Annotated in this window: 17 protein-coding genes; 2 read left to right on the plus strand and 15 right to left on the minus strand. The window is 47.1% G+C overall.

All coding sequences use genetic code 11. The features are described from left to right. Nucleotides 1-203: 203 nt before the first annotated feature. Nucleotides 204-1,889: a dihydroxy-acid dehydratase gene (ilvD, locus tag AC1S8V_RS22965; protein WP_482070920.1), complete on the plus strand. Its 1,686-nt coding sequence runs from the start codon at nt 204-206 to the stop codon at nt 1,887-1,889. 107 nt (nt 1,890-1,996) lie between these two features. Here the strand turns inward: ilvD and AC1S8V_RS22970 are convergent, their stop codons facing one another. Then, complete coding sequence (locus AC1S8V_RS22970; protein ID WP_482070921.1) at nt 1,997-3,400, minus strand: polysaccharide deacetylase family protein; 1,404 nt, start codon at nt 3,398-3,400, stop codon at nt 1,997-1,999. Between the two features lie 174 nt (nt 3,401-3,574). Here AC1S8V_RS22970 and AC1S8V_RS22975 point away from each other — a divergent pair, with 174 nt between their 5' ends. Then, on the plus strand, nt 3,575-4,771 hold the full coding sequence (locus AC1S8V_RS22975; RefSeq protein WP_482070922.1) for an AI-2E family transporter: 1,197 nt from the start codon (nt 3,575-3,577) through the stop codon (nt 4,769-4,771). Here AC1S8V_RS22975 and AC1S8V_RS22980 read toward each other — a convergent pair. The 14 genes from AC1S8V_RS22980 to AC1S8V_RS23045 all read right to left on the minus strand — a co-directional run bounded on the left by AC1S8V_RS22980 (nt 4,750) and on the right by AC1S8V_RS23045 (nt 20,658). Further along, nucleotides 4,750-6,489 carry a peptidoglycan D,D-transpeptidase FtsI family protein gene (locus AC1S8V_RS22980; protein ID WP_482070923.1) on the minus strand — a complete coding sequence of 580 codons (1,740 nt, stop codon included), beginning with the start codon at nt 6,487-6,489 and terminating at the stop codon, nt 4,750-4,752. The two genes, AC1S8V_RS22975 and AC1S8V_RS22980, sit on opposite strands and share 22 nt — an antisense overlap. A 194-nt stretch (nt 6,490-6,683) precedes the next feature. Continuing rightward, on the minus strand, nt 6,684-8,972 hold the full coding sequence (locus AC1S8V_RS22985) for a methyl-accepting chemotaxis protein (protein WP_482070924.1): 2,289 nt from the start codon (nt 8,970-8,972) through the stop codon (nt 6,684-6,686). A gap of 234 nt (nt 8,973-9,206) precedes the next feature. Beyond that, nucleotides 9,207-10,535, minus strand: coding sequence for a peptidase U32 family protein (locus AC1S8V_RS22990; protein WP_482070925.1), 1,329 nt, complete (start codon nt 10,533-10,535; stop codon nt 9,207-9,209). A gap of 17 nt (nt 10,536-10,552) precedes the next feature. Then, nucleotides 10,553-11,482, minus strand: a complete 930-nt coding sequence (locus tag AC1S8V_RS22995; RefSeq protein ID WP_482070926.1) for a peptidase U32 family protein — start codon at nt 11,480-11,482, stop codon at nt 10,553-10,555. A 14-nt stretch (nt 11,483-11,496) separates the two neighbouring features. Next, the gene (gene mltG, locus AC1S8V_RS23000; protein ID WP_482070927.1) at nt 11,497-12,537 is read right to left on the minus strand and encodes an endolytic transglycosylase MltG; all 1,041 of its coding nucleotides are present in this window, start codon (nt 12,535-12,537) and stop codon (nt 11,497-11,499) included. A 76-nt stretch (nt 12,538-12,613) separates the two neighbouring features. Next, nucleotides 12,614-12,928, minus strand: a complete 315-nt coding sequence (locus AC1S8V_RS23005) for a DUF1292 domain-containing protein (RefSeq protein ID WP_047844066.1) — start codon at nt 12,926-12,928, stop codon at nt 12,614-12,616. Beyond that, the gene (locus AC1S8V_RS23010) at nt 12,929-13,228 is read right to left on the minus strand and encodes a DUF1292 domain-containing protein (RefSeq protein ID WP_017686820.1); all 300 of its coding nucleotides are present in this window, start codon (nt 13,226-13,228) and stop codon (nt 12,929-12,931) included. It lies immediately after the preceding gene. 12 nt (nt 13,229-13,240) lie between these two features. Then, nucleotides 13,241-13,657, minus strand: a complete 417-nt coding sequence (gene ruvX / locus AC1S8V_RS23015) for a Holliday junction resolvase RuvX (protein ID WP_062835871.1) — start codon at nt 13,655-13,657, stop codon at nt 13,241-13,243. Nucleotides 13,658-13,785: 128 nt separating this feature from the next. Further along, nucleotides 13,786-14,046 (minus strand): IreB family regulatory phosphoprotein, encoded by a 261-nt coding sequence (locus tag AC1S8V_RS23020; protein ID WP_017686818.1) that lies wholly within the window; start codon nt 14,044-14,046, stop codon nt 13,786-13,788. Between the two features lie 129 nt (nt 14,047-14,175). Then, on the minus strand, nt 14,176-16,797 hold the full coding sequence (alaS, locus tag AC1S8V_RS23025; protein ID WP_482074559.1) for an alanine--tRNA ligase: 2,622 nt from the start codon (nt 16,795-16,797) through the stop codon (nt 14,176-14,178). A 435-nt stretch (nt 16,798-17,232) separates the two neighbouring features. Beyond that, a complete protein-coding gene (locus AC1S8V_RS23030; RefSeq protein ID WP_482070928.1) occupies nt 17,233-18,300 on the minus strand; it encodes an AI-2E family transporter in 1,068 nt (355 codons plus the stop codon). 300 nt (nt 18,301-18,600) lie between these two features. Beyond that, a complete protein-coding gene (locus AC1S8V_RS23035) occupies nt 18,601-18,810 on the minus strand; it encodes a hypothetical protein (RefSeq protein WP_017686815.1) in 210 nt (69 codons plus the stop codon). A gap of 10 nt (nt 18,811-18,820) precedes the next feature. Further along, nucleotides 18,821-19,342 (minus strand): PRC-barrel domain-containing protein, encoded by a 522-nt coding sequence (locus tag AC1S8V_RS23040; protein WP_482070929.1) that lies wholly within the window; start codon nt 19,340-19,342, stop codon nt 18,821-18,823. 164 nt (nt 19,343-19,506) lie between these two features. After that, complete coding sequence (locus AC1S8V_RS23045) at nt 19,507-20,658, minus strand: cysteine desulfurase family protein (RefSeq protein WP_482070930.1); 1,152 nt, start codon at nt 20,656-20,658, stop codon at nt 19,507-19,509. Between the last annotated feature and the right edge of the window lie 28 nt (nt 20,659-20,686).

Genomic DNA, 20,686 nt, shown 5'->3' on the forward strand with positions numbered 1-20,686 from the left:
TGACGACGGTTGTGATAGACTCTATAGAAAAACCGGGTGTTCACGGGTTTAAAGCAGCAAAGAATTTCACAAACTACGGGGAGCTCGACACCGGCATGCCGGTCCTTTTTTTTAGAGTACGGATGAAATTAAACGACAGATGCACTGCCATTTACTTTTCCATTCATGTTGCTCAATATTATATATTTGGGGGGAAACACACCATGTCAGCCAAGAAGATGCGTTCCGATATGATCAAAAAAGGTTTTGACCGTGCACCGCACCGGAGTTTGCTCCGCGCAGCGGGCGTTAAAGAAGAGGACTTCGGCAAGCCATTTATTGCCGTATGTAACTCTTACATCGATATCGTGCCCGGCCACGTTCACCTGCAGGAATTCGGTAAAATTGTAAAGGATGCTATTCGTGAAGCCGGTGGCGTTCCATTCGAATTCAACACCATCGGTGTAGATGACGGAATTGCCATGGGACACATTGGTATGCGTTACTCGCTGCCAAGCCGTGACATTATCGCGGATTCCGTGGAAACCGTTGTATCTGCCCACTGGTTCGACGGCATGGTATGTATCCCGAACTGTGACAAAATCACACCAGGCATGATGATGGGCGCGCTTCGCGTAAACATCCCTACCCTGTTTGTAAGTGGTGGACCGATGAAAGCCGGTCGTGACAGTAATGGTAAAGCTCTATCCCTGACTTCCGTATTTGAAGGCGTGGGTGCTTACCAAGCAGGTAAAATCGATGATAAGAGCTTGCTTGAACTTGAACAGTTCGGCTGTCCAACATGTGGCTCATGTTCCGGTATGTTTACTGCAAACTCCATGAACTGTCTGGCTGAAGCAATGGGACTGGCTATGCCGGGTAACGGAACCATCCTTGCCGTTGCTCCTGAGCGTCGTGAGTTTGTTAAACAATCCGCTACGCAATTGATGGAACTCATCAAAATGGACTTGAAACCACGTGATATCGTTACTGTAGAAGCGATCGATAACGCATTTGCACTGGATATGGCGATGGGCGGATCTACCAATACAGTACTGCACACGCTGGCACTGGCTCATGAAGCAGGCATCGAGTATCCAATCGAACGCATCAATGAAGTAGCCAACCGCGTTCCGCATCTGGCGAAACTTGCCCCTGCCTCCGATCTTCACATCGAAGACGTTCACAATGCAGGTGGTGTAAGCGCAGTGCTGAACGAATTGCTTAAGAAACCAGGCGCAATTCATGGTGACTGCATTACCGTAACGGGTAAAACGATCCGTGAGAACGTTGAAGGAAAAGAAATTCAGGATACAAACGTTATCCACCATCTGGATAACCCGCATTCCGAAAAAGGCGGCTTGGCTGTATTGTTTGGTAACCTTGCACCGCAAGGAGCGATCATCAAAGTTGGTGCTGTTGATAAATCGGTTGGTGGATACCACAAAGGTCCTGCCATCTGCTTTGACTCCCAGGAGCAAGCGCTCGAAGGTATTGCTAACGGCAAAGTAAAAGAAGGACATGTTGTCGTTATCCGTTATGAAGGACCAAAAGGCGGACCAGGTATGCCTGAGATGCTGGCTCCAACTTCCCAGATCGTAGGTATGGGATTGGGTGCCAAAGTTGGTCTGATCACCGATGGACGCTTCTCTGGCGCATCCCGCGGAATCAGTATCGGACATATCTCTCCGGAAGCAGCTGAAGGTGGTCCAATCGCCTTTGTTGAAGAAGGGGACATCATCGAACTGGATCTGAACAACCGTATCATCGAATTGCACATCAGTGACGAAGAGTTTGAACGTCGTCGCGCTGGTTGGAAAGGCTTCGAACCGAAAGTGAAAACCGGTTACCTGGCTCGTTATTCCAAACTGGTTACAAATGCAAGCAACGGTGGCGTACTGAGTATCTAAATCATTTTAGTTGTACTTGTCTTCATTGCTATCGGTAAGATGCTTATAAACAAAGGGTTGCTCTTCTGCCAAATCTGGCGAAGGGCAACCCTTTTCTTTTACGTTAACTAGTTACGCTCTGGAAGCATCTCGTTTTCGATTACAAGCGTTCCATCTCTCGACTCTTCTACCGTTGCTGCCACCTGCGTCGTATGTTGACCGTAACGTTCCAGCAGTAGATCTAGCGGCATGGCAATCATCTTGGGTACCAATTGTTCTGTACGCTGTTTCAGACGTTTGGTTCCTGCTGGATGGATCACACTTAACAGTAGCTTCAGGTATACTTTGGATGCGGCACTGAACGGTCCAGGGGGCAGATCTTGTATGGTAAAGCCGAATTTTTCTGGGCCTCTGTTAATCATACTCACGCCGTATATGGCCTTGGCAGAGCGTAAATCAGGTTCGAGTGCCACCATGTGTGCCAAATCCGGCAATTGCTGCTCCATGGTCCGAATCATGCGAATAGCCAAATGCATACTGGAACGCGAAGTCACCCCAAGTTCGAACAATTTCTGATTGTCAAAATGTAGTTCAATTACCGGATCTCCATTTTGAATGACATGGCCATCCCCCATCTCTACTCGCGCTCCGTGATATACACGAGATCGGAAGTGCAGCATCGGATCTTCTGGCGATGCGGTTCGCAGATGGTATACCCAGTGAAACAACTTCTCCCAACCCAGCCATAAGGCAACAACGAGTCGTTTCCAAAGCTTCAACGGTGTCTGTGGTTGATTCTTGTTCGGAGCTTCGCTCACTGTAACACCTCCCATCAACGTATCGACGCGTACACTTTGCAGACCTAACCGTTCGGCTTCCTGCAAGACGACTTCCAGCGCCTGAAGCATCTGCTCCGGCGCGTGTGCATCAGCACCGAGAGTCGTCCCTCGATCATGCAGCAGCATGACTTCGCCGCCTCTTAGTTCCTTCAGCATCCGTTCGGTCAATCTTTGGGCACCCACTCGGCTTCTCCAGTCCTCAAACATGGAAGACCACAGTACAATCTTTCGCTCTTTCTTACTGAAAAAATCAAACAGATTCATAATCCCCCAAGGTGGACGATAATAACAAGTCTTCACTCCGGTTACTTCATGGATAATCTGACCTGTTCGCTGAATCTGGTTACGAACAGTACGAGGCCGCATGAGCCAGTTCGTTTTGTGAATATAATTATGAATGCCAATAAGATGACCTTCCTCATGTATCCGCTGAAGGAGTTCCGGATGACTCGCCGCATGTTCTCCAACGACAAAAAATGTTGCTTTGGCTTGATGCTGACGAAGCAGATCGAGCAGTCTCGGCGTGTAGTGTGGATCTGGGCCATCGTCAAACGTTAATGCAAATTGTGTATCACTTTTTCCCCGTCTGAATACACGAAACCCGAAAAGCCTGCTGATCAAACTCGGAATAAAGGCGTAAAAAGATGAAAGATACAATAACCACAGTAGAATACTCTGAAGTATCGTTGTCATGTTGCAAGCTCCCCACTTCTCCTGCTGAATTACAGTGCACTATGGCACTATCAAAAATAAACCGCCTTTAATTTTATCATAGTTCAGACTTTTCTTGAATCCTGTTTTCCCAAAAAGTTAGCTATCGTGTACAATAAATACAATCTAATTATTGCCTGCAAAGGAGCCATGTCCATGCTACCGCTTTACAAAAAATACGGGCGCACTGTCTTTGACATCGCGTTGCTTGTATTAACCGTGTATGTGATCATGTACGGTTTTAGTCAATTATACCAAGTGGCCGCACCAGTCTTTCTATCATTCATTGTGTATTGGATGATTGAACCGCTGGCCAAATTTTTACATCGTAAAGGATTGCCCAAGACACTTGGAGCCGCCATCTCCGTCTTGTTGTTTCTTGCTTTGATTGTCGCTGCCTTTTTTGGTGTAGGTTTGATTATCATTTCACAAATTTCCAATCTTCAAGATAATTTCCCCGTATACATTGAAATGATACAACGTGAATTCACCAATCTGGTGTTATTCATTCAGGACAAGTCAGACGCTCTCCCTGATGGTATTATGGAAAAAGCGAATGATTATTTTGCAACACTGACCGGGTTCCTGTCCAAATGGGTAACTAGCGGAGCACAATTCGTCGTAGGTTTCCTCAGTTCATTCTCTTCGTTTATTACGAACTTCGGAATTGCGATTATTCTGGCATTCTTTCTCAGTATCGAGATTGAATCCTGGCGCAAATTCGCCCGTGCGAAAACGCCTAAAACGTTAAAGTTAGCTATTGATTTCATGCGTAATCACGTGTTCAAGACGATCCGCTCGTATCTGAAGGCACAGATGATCATGATGCTCATTACGTTTGTATTGATTTATGCAGGTTTGTTGATTTTGGGAACCTCTAACGCCTTTACCATTGCAGCAGTCTGTGCGGTTTTTGATCTGGTACCACTGCTTGGCGTTCCTGTTGTATTTATTCCATGGATCGTCTACTTGTTTATTATAGGCAATAGTAGCCTGGCGATCGGCCTGATTGTGATTCTGGCAGTGACAATGCTAACACGGCAATTGCTAGAACCGAAAATATCGGGGAACTCGATTGGTGTATCTTCGGCGTACTTGATGCTTTCGTTTATGCTGATCTCCCTTTCGATCTTTGGCCTGGCTGGTGTAGTGTTATCTCCAGTGCTTCTGATCCTTCTAAAAGAACTGTTACAACAAGGGTACCTGCAACAGTGGATTCACCTGCCAAAAGATGAATTTGAATCCTCTCCATTGGTCATGGACCCACCCGTAAACACGGCCTCAGCCCATTCTGCCGAGTCTACGGTTCACCGTTCCGCACCTGCGAAAGATCACGAGGATCCAGCCAAATAGTCCATGACCTTCCCGAAGATAGCCGTCGCCTGATGATGGCTGTCAGGAGAGACATTCTGGACAAGAACAGCTACGGCGTACTTGGGTTGTTCTATCGGTCCATAACCAATGAACCATTGATGATTAAGCTTCTGCCCATGTTTCTGTACCTGAGCTGTACCTGATTTCCCTGCAACATGCCACCGCGCACGCTGCAGGGATTTTCCTGTTCCCTCACGAACTACCTTATTCATCCAGGATAACAGTTTATGCGCTGTTGCAGGAGCAATCTGTCCTGCTGCTGAAGGTGAATCATGCAAGGGCATCTCCAGCATGATGCCACCATCAGCATATCGGATGCGCTCAACGAGACGCGGGGCACTAACCTTTCCATCATGCAACAGGGTCACGATCAGATTGGCAGCTTGCAGAGGTGTGACCAAAACATCTCGCTGACCGATTGCTGTCTGTATTTTGGCGCCTTCATCCGTAGATGAAACTGCTTCTGTTCTGACTCGCCCGTGATCTTCATGGTCAAAGTGTCGCAGCACCGGCATTCCTGCCATCTGCTCACCCTCCCAGCCAATCGGACGCGCGAGTCCCAGACGATCTGCCGTCTGCTCCAGTTGCTCCATACTAAGCCTGCGTGCCGTTTCCGCAAATACGATGTTGCAAGACTCAGCGAATCCTTGCTCCAGATTCAAGTTCCCATGCCCATGCTCCTTCCAGCAGGACAGTCCATACTTCCCATATTCGCCGCCACAATGGAACTCTTCTCCGTTAGAAACCGCATGATACTCCATAGCGGCAGCGGCAGTGACAATTTTGAAAATGGAACCTGGTACGGCTCCCTGTACTGCACGATTTCCCCAGGCCGATTGTTTGGGGTCCACATGTTGCGGCTGATAGAAAGGGCGGGATATCATGGCACGAACATCTGCGTTAGCGACATCCAGCACAACAACAGCCCCTTCTTGTAATCCAGACTCTTCTGTCAGCTGCTCCAATCCCCGCTGTAACTTGCCATCTACAGTAGTTTCCACATGTAAAGGATAATGGCTATTAGCTGGTGCGATGACGCGAGGCTGAATCTCGGGAATAATCTCTCCATCGCCCGAGACCATACGTGACACAAGTGTAGGGCCAATTCCTCTCAACAAGGGTTCTAGTGTTCTCTCCAGGCCAGCTGCCCCTGATTTCATGGCAAAAGGCTGTCTTACCTCATCCTGATGTCCAGGTTGTCCTTCGGAAGATCCAGGCTGTTCTGCCACATAACCCAGCCACTGCATTCCCGTATGCCCCTGAAGATACCTTGTCATCATCGGATAGATTCCAGCTCCTTGGAGGTTCAGACTACGTAGGCGCTCCACCTGAGCATCGGTCAAATGAACAGGCTGATGTGTACCTGCTGTCCAGAAATGAGGTATACTTTCCTGATTCCATTCCTTCTTCAATTGATCCAGATCCGTATGTAATATAGCTGCCAACTGTTTCATCTCGGAGCCTTCTAATGCCCCATGCTTGCGTAATTTCTCGGTTGGACCTACCTGTGGAAAAAGAACCAAACCCCATTGCAGCTTCCCCGTCAACGCCTCGCCTTTATGATCCGTAAATTGCCCCCGCCCTGGATCAAGCATCACACCGCGTTCACGCTGCAATACAGACATTTCACGTACCGTCCGGTGAAATCCAGGCATGGTCTGATTCAGCTGAACGATCTGAACCCATCCCAATCGCAATATAAGCAACCCATAGATAAGGGTTAGAAGAATACTAGCTATATAAATACGCCGTTTTGCTAGGAAATGCATCCAAATCTCACCTTTTGTCGTTTTGACATATTATTGCTGATAAGGCTTGGAATTATCCGGTAAACATAAAGAAAACCTGCCCCATGTGCGGGACAGATTCTCCTCATTTCAGCCTTGGCTTGTTACACCGTAAAGCGTGACAATGTTTCTTTCAGCTCAGTGGACACGTTCTCCAGTTTGCCAGACAGATTGACCAGCTGGTTACTGATATTTTGCTGTTCACTGCTCAGGGAAGCTACTTCTTCAGACGTTGCAGAAGATTCTTCAGCTACAGCGCTGACATTGCTCATCGCTTCGGACAATGTACTTTGAGATTTGTTCAAATCTCCAATAGAACCTGTCACCATGCCCAGACGTTCCACAAATGCACCCATCTGTTCCTGTACGGAAGCGAAGATGACATTGGTATCTTTCACGGCATCCATCTGTTCCTTGAATAACGGATACGCCGCCGACAAAGCATCGACAGTCTCATTCATTTCGGTCATGATTTTGTCTGTAATCTCTCCAACCATCTCAATGGATTGTCTGGATTGAGCCGCGAGCTGACGAACCTCATCAGCTACCACCATGAATCCGCGTCCGGCTGCACCGGCACGTGCTGCTTCAATGGTTGCATTCAAAGATAGAATATTGGTCTGTTTCGTTATGTTTTGCAGTACTTCAAGCACTTTCAGAACAGAAGACGTGCTCTCTTTCAGAGAATCAACCTTATTCACCAGTGCACCAATCATTTCTTCCGTCTTCTGGGTTTTGGTCATCAACTGATTCAGGTGTTGTGTTCCTGTCTGACTGGACTTCTCTACATGACGAGCAGAATCACCCATCTGTTCATTGGCAGCGATTACACTCTCCATCTGACGAGAGATATTATCAGTCAATTCATTGCCACGTTCTGCTTCGGTTGCCAGACTGCCAGCACCACCTGCAATTTCTTCTGTGGCTACGGCAATCTCAGAAGCAGACACGGCCGTTTTCTTGGATGCACTACTCAGTTCGGAAGCCGTATCCAATACTTCCTGTGCAGAACGATTGGTTTGTTCTACCAGCTTCGTGATCTGCTCCATCATCAGATTGAACGCGGATGACAGTTGGCCAATTTCATCTTTGGAGCTATATGGTGTACGAACTTTAAGATTGCCTTTTGCACCTTCCTGCATCAGGTCTTTCAATTTGCCAAGAGGACGCGCGATCATGCGCACCATCCAGATTCCGATCAATACAGCAATACCTGCATCAATCAGTGCCATCCACAACGTCAGGGTCAGTATGCCTTTTGCATCCTGAACCAGGATAGATGTCGGAATCATACCAATCAGTTTCCAACCGGATGTGTCCATCGTGCTGTACACGGCCAGCATATCCGTAGATTTGCCGTCCACATCATACTCTGTATTTGTACTTCCTGTCGGTTCGGTCAGATCTTTAACAAAGGCAAGTTCTGTGTCTTTTCCGGTACGATCCGGGATGGAGGAAGCTACTACTTTGTTATCCGGAGCGATCAATTGAAGCACAGCCCCAGGCCCAAGATCAAGCGATTTTAATTGCTCCTCCAGAACCTCCAATTTCAATTCAATAACCAGTACATACGACTGGGTTGTCCCTTGCAAGTTTTTCATGGAACGTGCAATTTTGAATGTTGGGATCGAGCCATCTTCCTTCAGCTCTGTTGGAAGCCAGCGATAACCGCCTGCTTCAATTAACTCACTATACCAAGCTTCCTGACGAATGCTGCCCATGGATGAGCTGTTGCTTCCCGTACCCATAATGGATTTCGTATCATCCGCAGGTACCAAATAAATCGCTTCCATGGATTTATTCGTAAATGCAATATTGGACAATTGTTTGTTGACTGAGCTTGAATTCACGAAAGTATCATATGCTGTCAAATTCTTATCTGACATTTTTTGTAACAAGGACTGCATTTCCGGATCGAAGAAAATCTGTGTGGAAGTGTCCACAAATCGCTCCAAAATAATGTCCATTTTTTGTTTGGTCTGGTCAATCGTCTCCTGATTGGCGCGTGACGCATTAGTCTCTATGGTACCCTTGGCTTTCGAATAGGATAATAGACCCAAACTCACTACAAAAATCATAATTCCCGCAAAGAAGATCAAGAACAGTTTAACCCCTACGGATTTAACCGGATTTGCCTTCTTAATCTGTTCGAAAGAAGACCCCCCAAAGTTTTTCCAATCCCGGTTTTTTAATTGTTTCTTCACCCAATCGGTCTTGATCCAGCCCAGCTTGAGCTTGCTGCGGTCAATCTTAAACACTCTTTTGCCACTGCCTGTTGTTTTGCTTTTGACTACTTTTTCTTTCTTCACTTTCTGAACCTTCTCAGGATTAACCTGCTCGGCTTTTGTCACTTGCTCCCCACTGTCGTTCTGCTTCTTTTGAACCAATCCCATTCACCTGCCAGTAATTTACTTGTTGGATTTTTCTTTCTCTCCCCTATAAATATGTAGTATTCGACAGCTTTCTTCGTTCCCCTTTCACTTTCCAGAAATATTTTACAACTTTATTCCTATTTTTCTATAAAAAAAAGACCCCCATCTGCCGATAAACGGAGGTCCCAATGTAAATTTCATAACACTATTTTGTTAAACCATAATACAATATTGGCACAATGTAGGTATTTGAGCCTATTTCTTTTTCCTCATCATATCGAAATACGAAACCGGCTGATCCACCTTCATTTTAACCAGTTGCAACGGGTGACGGGCCGCATCCAGAACATTACCATCCTCGTCCTGTATTTCGCCGACCACCTGTTTGAAAAAGTGACCTCCCGGACCGAAAAATTCGATTTCCTGTCCTGGTTTGAAGTGATTGCGCTGTTGAATGGTTGCCATTCCTGTTTCGGCATCATACCCCATGACCAATCCTGCGAAGTCAAAAGGCACAGCCTTTTCTTCCGGTTCATAGATATGATCTTCATGGTCTGGTGTATCATAGAAAAATCCGGTATTCAGCGGGCGATTCGCCGCTTTGTTCATTTCTTCAACCCATTCAGGTTTCAGAACATAATTCTCCGGGTCTGCCATATAAGCATCAATCGCTTGACGGTACACGTTAACCACGGTTGCCACGTAGTGGATCGATTTCATACGTCCTTCGATCTTGAAACTGTCCACACCCACATCAATCAACTCGGGAATATGGCCAATCATGCACAGATCCTTAGATCCCATGGAGAATGAATTATCCTGTTCCTGGAACAGAGGAAGCTGGTTCTCACCCAGTTTGAATGGCGCAGGTGCCTTCATCTGCATGTCCTCTTCGCTAACCCACACGGTATCTTCTCTCACATCTTCAAACAAATCATACTTCCAGCGGCAAGACTGGCAACAGCCACCCCGGTTGGAGTCCCGATCCGTAAAATGGTTGGAGAGCACGCAACGTCCGGAATACGAGGAACACATCGCCCCGTGAATAAAGGCTTCAATTTCAATATCCACATTTGCCTTGATCTCTTCAATCTCTTCAAAGCTGGTCTCACGTCCGAGAACAACTCGTGGAAGTCCTTCATCTTTCCAGAACTTCACGGCTTGCCAGTTGAGTGTGGATTGTTGAGTACTCAGATGTACCTCAAGGCCCGGCACAGCACGTAGGGCTACTTCAATAATAGCCGGATCAGCTACGATAATCGCAGAGATTCCCGCATTATAGAGATTTTGCAGGTATGTTTCGATACCCTCAACATCCTCATTATGTGCATAGATGTTCGTCGCTACGAACACTTTGGCTCCATACTTTTTGGCAAACTCCACACCTTCACGCATCTCTTCAAAGCTGAAGTTATCCGCGTTGGAACGCAGTCCATAGGCCTGTCCACCGATATATACGGCATCTGCACCGTAATGGATCGCAAATTTCAGTTTTTCCAGATTACCCGCCGGAGCTAGCAGCTCCGGTTTGTCCAGACGGTTACGTTTACCCGAGAACTTCCGCTGTACCGCCACTGTTTCCATTCTGTTCACCTCATCTATTAATACACTTGTTCTTTATAGAAAAATCCAAACGATAATTCACGTTCAGGGTCCTGTAAGTCCCGCACCTCAGCGAGCCACTCTTCAGAGAACGCATATGCATCAGCATCAGCAACATAACTGTCAATCGCTGCCCGGTATGCACGTACAACAGCTTCATTGTAGGTAAGTGATTTTAAGATACCTTCAATTTTGAAACTGTGCACACCCGCCTCCATCAACAGATGAAGATCTTCGAGGATACATATATCCTCAGAACTCATAATGTGCGTGCCATTCATGTCCTCATAGATCGGGAATTTCTCATCCCGGCGTTCAGCCTCGATCAGGAACAATCCACGTTCTTTACCCAGGTGTCCCTCGACTGGCCGTCCTTGATGAGCCATATAACTTTGCACCAGACTGCGCTTGGAATGATAAATATTCGTCATGCCATGCACCTGAACCTGAGCTTCCACCTTCAGAAAAGGAACCATTTCCGTTAACTCGTCCATATTCAACTCACGGGCAAGCACAACGCGACTCGCTCCCTTGGTTCCCCAATAGTTCGCCGTCGCATAGTTCGTTGAAGTCATCTCCGCGTTCCAGTGCAGCTTCACATGTGGAGCGTATTCCTTCATGGCAGCCAGCACGGATGGGTCATTAAACTCCACACCATCAACACCGATTCTGCCCAAAGCCTGAACATATTCAGGCAATTCTTTCAGCAGATCGTTAGACATCAGATTAGTCATGGATACATACACGCGCGCCTGATGTTTGGCTGCAATGGCAACCACCTCTGCTGTCTCTTCCACGCTGAAGCTGCCTGGAAGACGCATGCCGAATCGATCATCTCCAATGACCAGAGCATCTGCTCCAGCCTGGAGAAGCACTTCTGCCTCTTTCACATTCGCTGCTGTAACGAGCAGTTCATGTTTCTTACTCATATAATCCCCTCCGCTTATTGCGCAGCCTTACTTTTGGCTATATTTTGCTGGTGTTCCTTATACGTTTTGGCAAATAGATGTCCAGACGAGCCGTCCTTTTTCGTCACATAGAACAGATACTCCGAAGCTTCCGGATTAAGCGCTGCCTCAATGGACGGAAGACTTGGACTGGCAATTGGACCTGGTGGCAAGCCTTTATTCAGATACGTATTATACGGACTTTGCACCTTCAGATCCTTGAAAAACAATCGCTCCTTTGGCTTGTCGAGCAGATATTGCACGGTAGCATCAATCTCCAGCTTCATATCCTGATTGATCCGATTGTAGATTACACCTGCAACCAGAGCACGTTCCTCATCCACCACAACTTCTTTCTCCACGAGTGACGCAATCGTCAGCAGCTCATGCAGGGAAAGGTTCTTTTCCTGGAGCTTGGCTTCCAAATCAGGAATGGAATTGATTTTGGTCTGGAATTCTTCCAGCATCCGTTGCATCACATCATGCGTGGAACTTCCCTTTTTCAGCTCATACGTCTCCGGGAACAGATACCCTTCCAATACGTAGCGAAGTTCTTCATCCACTGGAATATCTTTGACGATATCTACATCAAAGGCCGAAGGATCATTGGCCAACTTGATGAATTCATCCCGATCTACAACATGCTCATAAGAAAGCTTACCCGCCATTTGCAGAACGTTATAACCCTCCGGAATTGTAAATTTCACCATTTCCTCCGGTACAACTTCACCACTACTCAGCTTGCTAACAATCTCATCATATGTCACGCCAGGATTCATAGAATATGTACCCGCCATGAAATTAGAACCTAGTTTCTTCCACTTTAAGTACCCTTTGAAGGTTAACCCGCTTCGAATGAGGCCTTCTTCTTGAAGCTGATCCGCGATTTTGGAAGTTCCCGATCCGCTTTTAATCTCGAATACGACCGGTTCAGTAGAAGCTTCCACGGGACGCATCATACTCCATAGGTAACCGCCTGCGCCTCCGGCAAGAACTACAATGATAAGCAGTATGACCACTATTGCTTTCCCTTTCAAAAAAGAAACAACTCCTTTACACAACCAAAAAGAGCGGACTTCTCCGCCCTCCCGGTTTCTTCAATTTGAAGCTGATTTAATCTTCGTCAATGGGGAGTGTACATTCATCATACAGTTCCGAGATGTTCTCCCACTCATCATCGTCGTCGATCGTAACTAACTCTGGCATGATCTGGTCTTCACTTCCAGGTGATACCCGCAAAAGTTCAACCTCGTCATAAGGTCGCAACGAACTGCGGAGCACCGCGTACTGCTGACCGTTCACTTCGAATTCAGCCAACAAGTCATACGGTTGTGATTTACCGTTCTCTTCCTCGAGCTCAACATGAGCACCGAATGCCAGACGCAGTGAATCTGTCCATTTCAGGTCTTTGCGGCTATATTCCGTCATTTAGTTCGCTTCCTCTTCATCTTCAGCAAGAAATGTATTAAACGTCTCCTCGACGATATCCCACTCGGCATCATCTTGGATGACGAAAAGTTTGATATCGTCGCCCTCTTCTTCATAACGGAATGCATATACATCCGTTTCGCCATCTTCAGGTTCAACCGGAGCAACCATCATGTACTTGGCCTCCGAACCATCTACTTCAAACTTCATGATGACTTCGAATTCCTCTTCATTACCCTCGTCATCCGCAATGTAAATAATTTCCGCTTCTTCTTCCATACCCAGTTGATCTTCAGCCATTGTTGATCCCCCTCACCTTCTACTATTGGCATCCAAATAATTTTGCAGAATCAAGCTTGCGGCCATTTTGTCCACAACCTGTTTGCGTTTTTTCCGACTGACATCCGCTTCAATCAGCGTACGTTCTGCTGCCATGGTTGTCAGCCGCTCATCCCAAAGGTGAACAGGTAAATTCAGTTCATCCCGCAGGCGTTCGGCAAAAGCAATACATATCTCACCGCGCGGTCCTACGGTGCCGTTCATGTTTTTGGGAAGTCCGACTACGATCTCACTAATCTCATGCTCACGCACAAGTTCGGCAATCCGAGCGAACTCGCCTTCATCACGGCGGCGTTCAAGCACTTCCAATCCCTGGGCAGTCCAACCGAAGGCGTCACTCGCGGCAACTCCGATTCTTCGGTCCCCATAGTCCAAACCTAATATTTTCATCCATGCTCTCCCATCCTGGGGCCTGCTCAGGTCGATTAATAATAATCGCCTTCTCAAGCTTCAGGCTGTCTTCTGTCGGTTCATTTCCCGCTGCCTGCATAGCTGCAACACAGCGGAAGCGGCGTACATTACCGGTGATTGGCCAGATAGGAGCGTACAAGCTCTTCAATCAGCTCATCGCGCTCCTTTTTACGGACCAGACTACGTGCGTTGTTGTGACGAGGAATGTATGCCGGGTCTCCGGAAATCAGATACCCAACAATCTGGTTGATCGGATTATAATCCTTATCGACCAATGCATCATATACCGTGAGAAGAATCTCTTTGGATGATGCTTCCTGTTCGTCACCTTTCACATTAAATTTAACCGTCTTATCCATGGAGTCCATTGATGACACCTCGCTCCTGCATGAACATGGGGACCATGTCCTGCCGAATTGATTTCTGTTTATATAATAACATATTCTGACTGCCACAAGTAAACAAAGGATAAGGCAATTGTGTTTTTTGCTTGTCCTTTACTGGCTAACCAGTGAAACCGCCAATTTCAACGCTTCATCCAACTTGGTCGCGTCCTTGCCTCCGGCTTGTGCCATATCTGGACGTCCACCACCGCCACCGCCACATACTGCTGCGACTTCTTTGACGATTTTGCCTGCATGCAGTCCTTGTTTTACCTGTTCAGCAGGTACAGCTACTACAAAATTCACTTTCCCATCGGCTGCGGCACCCAATACGAGTACGGCGTTAGGCAATTTCACTTTCAACTCATCTGCCACCGTGCGAAGCGCATCCATGTTCGGAGCATCTACACGTGCTGCCAGCAATTGAGTATTTCCTGCTTGTACCACTTGATCGGTCAGTTGACCTGCTTCCATGGCACTCAGTTTGCTTTGCAGGGATTCGGTCTCTCTGGCTGCTTCTTTCAGTTGTTGGTTCAGACCTTCAATCCGTTTAGGCACATCAGCCACATTCGCTTTGAGCAACGATGCTGATTGCTTGAGCAGTTCCAACTGGCTTTCCACATACAGATATGCGCCACGGCCAGTTACAGCTTCGATCCGGCGCACGCCGGAGCCAATTCCGCTCTCGCTCACCAGTTTGAAGATTCCGATCTCTGAAGTATTATTTACGTGACAGCCGCCACAAAGTTCCAAACTGTAGTCTCCGACTTGAACGACACGTACAATATCTCCATACTTTTCACCAAACAGGGCCATCGCACCCATTTCTTTCGCTTCATCAATAGCTTTCAGCTCGATGTTCACATTCAGACGATTCCAGATCTGTTCGTTCACCTGACGCTCAATCTCTGTCAACTCTTCCGGCGTGATGCTGCCGAAGTGAGAGAAGTCAAACCGCAGACGCTGTGGCTCAACGAGCGATCCCGCCTGGTTTACGTGAGTCCCGAGCACATCTTTCAGTGCTTTGTGCAGCAAGTGTGTTGCTGTATGGTTTTTGATAATGTCGCCACGTTTGGCTGCATCTACTTCAGCACGGATAACTTCACCCACACGCAGTTCACCGGACTCTACCGTCACCAGATGAACGTGTTGTCCCTGCGGAGCTTTGAACAAACCTTGTACTTTCGCTGTCACACCAGCTCCAAGCAGCAAGCCCTGGTCACTCACTTGACCGCCACTTTCTGCGTAGAATGGAGTCTTGTCCAGTACAACCTGGCATGTCTGTCCTTCGCCTACAGTGTCAACAAGAGCGTCACCTGCAACGATGGCTACCACTTTTGCTTCCGTCAACAGGTCAGTATATCCAACAAACTCACTTTTAACCTCCAGATCAGCAAGTGGTCCACCTTGAACTTTCATGCTCTCATTCTCTTGACGCCCAGCACGTCCAAGCTCACGTTGTTTCTGCATGGAAGCATCAAAACCTTCACGATCCACAGTCAGACCATGCTCTGCTGCATAATCTTCGGTCAGGTCAAACGGGAAACCGTACGTATCATACAGTTTGAAAGCTTCAGGTCCGCTAATAACCGTGCGTCCTTCGGATTTGGCTGTGCCGCTGATATCAGCCAGAATAGCCAGTCCATCTGTGAGTGTTTCGTGGAAACGCTCTTCCTCGGTTTTGATCACTTTGGCGATGAATTCCTGTTTGTTCACTACCTCAGGGTAGTACATTCCCATGACTTCACCAACGGTTGTAGTCAGTTCATACAGGAATGGACGGTCAAGTCCAAGCACTTTTCCATAACGAACTGCACGGCGCAGCAAGCGACGGATGACATATCCACGTCCTTCATTACTTGGCAGAACGCCATCACCTACTGCAAAGGCAACCGTACGGATATGATCGGCAATGACTTTCAGTGCAACATCGATCTCTACGCTGTCGTTATATTTCACACCCGCAAGAGCGGCTGTTCTCTGAATCATCGGTTGGAACAGGTCTGTGTCAAAGTTGGAATCCACATTTTGCAGAATGGAAGCAAAACGCTCCAAACCTGCACCTGTATCAATATTTTTGTTAGGAAGCGGTGTGTAGCTACCATCTTTGTTATGGTTGAATTGGGAGAATACCAGGTTCCATACTTCCAGATAACGTTCGTTTTCCCCACCTGGATACATTTCAGGATCACTCATGTCATTTCCGTAAGCTTCGCCGCGGTCATAGAAGATCTCGGTACAAGGTCCACATGGGCCTTCGCCGATATCCCAGAAGTTTTCATCCAATTTAATGATACGCTCAGCAGGCAGTCCTACTTTTTCGTTCCACAGTTTGAAAGCTTCTTCATCTTCCGGATATACCGTAACGGACAGGCGTTCTGGATCGAATCCGATCCACTCTTTGCTGGTCAAAAATTCCCAAGCCCATGTTACGGTCTCTTCCTTGAAGTAATCTCCAATAGAGAAGTTGCCGAGCATTTCGAAGAACGTATGGTGACGACGCGTTTTACCAACATTCTCGATATCATTGGTACGGATACATTTTTGGGAGTTCGCTAGACGCGGGTTCTCTGGCTTCTCACGTCCGTCAAAATAAGGCTTGAGCGGTGCCATACCTGCATTGATCCACAGAAGGGAAGGATCGTTGTGAGGTACGAGCGATGCGCTCGGCTCGATTTTGTGACCTTTACTTGCAAAAAACTCTATCCATTTGGACCGGATTTCACTGGCTTTCATACTGGATGCCCCCATTAAATTATAATAGTCCGTTGCATATTCGCTCCGGTTGGTCAACATTGCTTTGGTAAAAATAAACACAAAAAACGCCCCTGAATAATCAGGGACGATGTTATCGCGGTACCACCCTGGTTATTGCTGTTCATCCCTTGCTGCGTGGATCAACAAACAATCTCCTCGTTCATGCGAAATAACGGTCGCGCCCGGCAGGGTTGTCCTGCACTCCGAAATTAGCTTTCCGCCGCTTCATCTTTCAAGACTCTTCCAGCCATCGATTCAGGCTCACCCTGATCCGAAGAAGTCTATTCTCTGAGGAAAGTAACCCTCGGCGTACTTTATTTCATCATCGATTTCATGTTCTAAACATACACACTCATTATATCGGTAGCACAAGCAGGTGTCAACGCGGCCTCCTTGATGTTTTAACCCTACTATTTAGTCGGTCCTTCGTTTGATGTAATAGGCGAAAAAGTGCTGCACAATCACCTTCAGGACGGCAAAAACGGGCACTGCCAGAATCAGACCTACAATGCCTGCCAATTCGCCTCCGACGAGCAGCGCAAATATAATCGACAGTGGGTGCAGATGCAACGTACGTCCCACTACCTGAGGAGAAATAATGTTGCTCTCCAGGACTTGACACAGTGTATTCACAATGACAACAAATAGCACCATTTTAAACGATACCGTCGATGCCATGACCACGGCAGGGGCAGCACCAAGGAACGGCCCAAGGTAGGGCACGATGTTAAATACAGCTACAATACTCGCAAGCAGCAGGGCATATGGCATATCAATGACGATATAACCAATGTAGGCAAAGATACCGACAATGACACAGACAATAAACTGTCCTCGTATGTAGTTCCCCAGCGCAGTATCGATCTCTTTCATCACCGATACAATTGATTTACGACGTGAACGCGGAAGATACGCCACAATAGTGCGCTCAAATACCTCAAAATCTTTTAACATATAAAAGATCAGGAAAGGCACGATAAACACATTGAATAACACATTGATGGTCGCCCCGATATTGTCCATAAGCACGGCTATTCCCTGAGTTAGTCGATCCTCCATCTGAAAGAACCAGCTGTTCATGCCTGTTCGGATACTTGGCGGCATTAATTTGTGATCCATATTGTTCATCAGGCTCTGGGCACGCATGGACAGCTCCGGCATATGTTCGTTGAGTTCCTCCAGCTGTTCAATCAATACCGGAATGACATTCATCAGAATGACACCGATACAGGTTAGGAAAAAGGCATATATGAGCAATACCGCGATCGTACGTGGCACCTTGCGCCCTCCCAGCATGCTGACAATCGGATTGAGTACATAGGATATGATAAGGGCTACGATAAAGGGGGCCAGCACGGTTTTCAGGAAAGCATATATGTGAAGCAGTAAAGGCCGCAGCAGCCATATAAAATACAGAATGATCAACCCGAGCAGCAGCCAGATCGCGTAACGAAACAGCTTGTTTTTAGTTAATTGCTCCACGTGCATCCCTCCTTTTGGACTGGCTCTGAGAGTCAGTATATGTAGGAAAGGTAATATTTATTAACACAGCGCAGAAGTGGAAAGCAGCAATCCTCACATTTTTTACTGAACCAAAAAAAACGCCTCCTTCATCAGAGAAGGAAGCGCATCTTGCGGTCCGGAGTAGCATATAATCAACCATGTCTCTCCCGAACCATTATGTAACCGCATCTATATACACCTGCCAACAAGTCAAGTAACGACAGCATCCCATGACAGACATTGTCAAGAAACCGCATATAGAGGAAGTTATCCTGCTTATTAAGAAGAAGCGTGAAGATGAGGGAAGTCTTGTGGCAGCTCGTCCCCGAAAAACAAATCATCCAGGGAGCTCAGCGTACCGTCTTCTTCCACTTGATATACAGACATTTTCTCACCGTTCACCGTTAATTCGATAAAGCATCCCCAGCAATAAAACTGGTGGGAACCAATTTTCCCGATATCTTTGGAACTACAATTTGGACATTTCATATTCATTCACCTATCCGTTAACAGAATGAATGGCATTTTCCAAGCGTTGTTCACTCAGCGGCGGCACCATAATGGCACTTTCCCCGATGGACATATCACTTGTACATGGCAGCCATTTACGGCCCTCGATCAGATCGGACACAAAACCGTCCGTAATTTCAATCCCTATTATTGTATTTCCCAACTCTTGGTCAAAATAAACATCAGAGACACGTCCGAGCAGCAAACCTTCTTCGGTGAGCACGGACATCTCCTTCAATTTAGACCGACCGAGGAGGTACGTGTATTTTATGTCGTCGGCTCCCGTCTTGCGGACAGCCTGTTGATTACGGATCATGACGGCATCCTCGCCGTAGGCAACGATGTCTTGCCACTTCACGATTTTGACATGATTGGTAAACAGGCCTTTGTTCTCAAGTTCAATGCCTTCAATCTGCCAATCATCATTCACAATGAAATCCTGGATTTTACCGACCTGCTTCCCGTCCTCAACATCAAAAACGGCAAGTCCGATCATTTCCTGAAGCTTCATCGTTGGGTCCCCCTCATCTTCTTATCATTAAATAGGCGCGGCGCTATTGCTAGGTATGCCCAAAGTTGATGAGTGGCAATCAGACGCCGATCATCAAAACCGCTTCTATCCAACCGATGAAATGGAACTTCTTCCCTCCTTCTGTTCCATGTGTAAAGTTCCCCTTAGGGTCTATTACGCAGTCGTCCAAGAATGGTTCCAATTTTTTCGGCGGTTATCATGATTTCTTCCGTAGTATTACCCAATCCCCAGCTAAATCGAATCGCAGAGTGTAAAAAAGTCTCAGGCAGATCCATCGCTTTGAGCACGTGAGATACTTCAAGCGAACCGGAAGTGCAGGCCGAACCGCTCGCAACAGCGATCCCTTCCATATCCAGATTCATTAACATCGTCTCTGTGGACACTTCCGGAAAGCTGATATTCAGGATGTTTGGCAGCGTATGCTCCGGGTGTCCATTCACATGAAAGTGCTCCGTCCCCACATGAATTTCGAGCTGTTCCAACAGAAGTTTCCGCAATTCCAGATCATGCTGACGATGCGTCTCCGTTTGTTCTGATGCAATCTTGAGAGCCTCTGCAAATCCGGTAATACCTGCGATATTTTCCGTACCAGCGCGCCGCTGACGCTCTTGCAACCCACCATGAGCTCTTGCTTCCAGCACAATTCCTCGCCGTACATAGAGTGCACCCACGCCCTGAGGTCCATTGATTTTATGCGCAGAGAAGCTGATCAGATCCACAGGCAGTTCCTTACAGGAAATATTCTGGCTGCCCAGAGCCTGAACCGCATCGGTATGGAACAAAATATTATGCTTACGTGCAAGCTCACCGACCTCGCGTATCGGCTGAATCGTGCCCACTTCATTGTTGGCATACATCATGGTAATCAGCACCGTATCCGGTCGAATAGCCTCTCGCACCTCATCCAGACTTATTCGTCCATAACGATCAACAGATAGATAAGTTACTTCGTAGCCTTGACGTTCCAATTCCTGACACGTATGCAAAACAGCATGATGCTCAATTGCGGTCGTAATGACGTGTTTCCCCTTATCTTGCCTTGTTGAGACTGCTCCGAAAATGGCCAGATTGTCGCTCTCCGTGCCGCCTCCGGTAAATACCAATTCGTCCGGGAAACAGCCCAAAAACGCCGCAATAACATCCCTTGCTCCGCTGACGGTCCGTTTGGCTTCACGCCCAAAGGCATGGATACTTGATGCATTGCCAAATTGTCCTGTCATGACGTTCATCATCGCTTCTGCGACTTGTGGATGCATAGGTGTCGATGCGGCGTGATCCAAATAAATTCGTTTCATTTATCTTCACCCCGTTATATGTTAAATT

The organism is Paenibacillus sp. B46(2026), assembly GCF_056786355.1.

What these genes read in the sequence shown, in the direction of transcription:
- ilvD (WP_482070920.1), top strand. Translation starts at nt 204, where the DNA reads ATGTCAGCCAAGAAGATGCGTTCCGATATGATCAAAAAAGGTTTTGAC.
- AC1S8V_RS22970 (WP_482070921.1), bottom strand. Translation starts at nt 3,400, where the DNA reads ATGACAACGATACTTCAGAGTATTCTACTGTGGTTATTGTATCTTTCA.
- AC1S8V_RS22975 (WP_482070922.1), top strand. Translation starts at nt 3,575, where the DNA reads ATGCTACCGCTTTACAAAAAATACGGGCGCACTGTCTTTGACATCGCG.
- AC1S8V_RS22985 (WP_482070924.1), bottom strand. Translation starts at nt 8,972, where the DNA reads ATGGGATTGGTTCAAAAGAAGCAGAACGACAGTGGGGAGCAAGTGACA.
- AC1S8V_RS22990 (WP_482070925.1), bottom strand. Translation starts at nt 10,535, where the DNA reads ATGGAAACAGTGGCGGTACAGCGGAAGTTCTCGGGTAAACGTAACCGT.
- AC1S8V_RS22995 (WP_482070926.1), bottom strand. Translation starts at nt 11,482, where the DNA reads ATGAGTAAGAAACATGAACTGCTCGTTACAGCAGCGAATGTGAAAGAG.
- AC1S8V_RS23005 (WP_047844066.1), bottom strand. Translation starts at nt 12,928, where the DNA reads ATGACGGAATATAGCCGCAAAGACCTGAAATGGACAGATTCACTGCGT.
- AC1S8V_RS23010 (WP_017686820.1), bottom strand. Translation starts at nt 13,228, where the DNA reads ATGGCTGAAGATCAACTGGGTATGGAAGAAGAAGCGGAAATTATTTAC.
- ruvX (WP_062835871.1), bottom strand. Translation starts at nt 13,657, where the DNA reads ATGAAAATATTAGGTTTGGACTATGGGGACCGAAGAATCGGAGTTGCC.
- AC1S8V_RS23020 (WP_017686818.1), bottom strand. Translation starts at nt 14,046, where the DNA reads ATGGACTCCATGGATAAGACGGTTAAATTTAATGTGAAAGGTGACGAA.
- alaS (WP_482074559.1), bottom strand. Translation starts at nt 16,797, where the DNA reads ATGAAAGCCAGTGAAATCCGGTCCAAATGGATAGAGTTTTTTGCAAGT.
- AC1S8V_RS23035 (WP_017686815.1), bottom strand. Translation starts at nt 18,810, where the DNA reads ATGAAATGTCCAAATTGTAGTTCCAAAGATATCGGGAAAATTGGTTCC.
- AC1S8V_RS23040 (WP_482070929.1), bottom strand. Translation starts at nt 19,342, where the DNA reads ATGAAGCTTCAGGAAATGATCGGACTTGCCGTTTTTGATGTTGAGGAC.
- AC1S8V_RS23045 (WP_482070930.1), bottom strand. Translation starts at nt 20,658, where the DNA reads ATGAAACGAATTTATTTGGATCACGCCGCATCGACACCTATGCATCCA.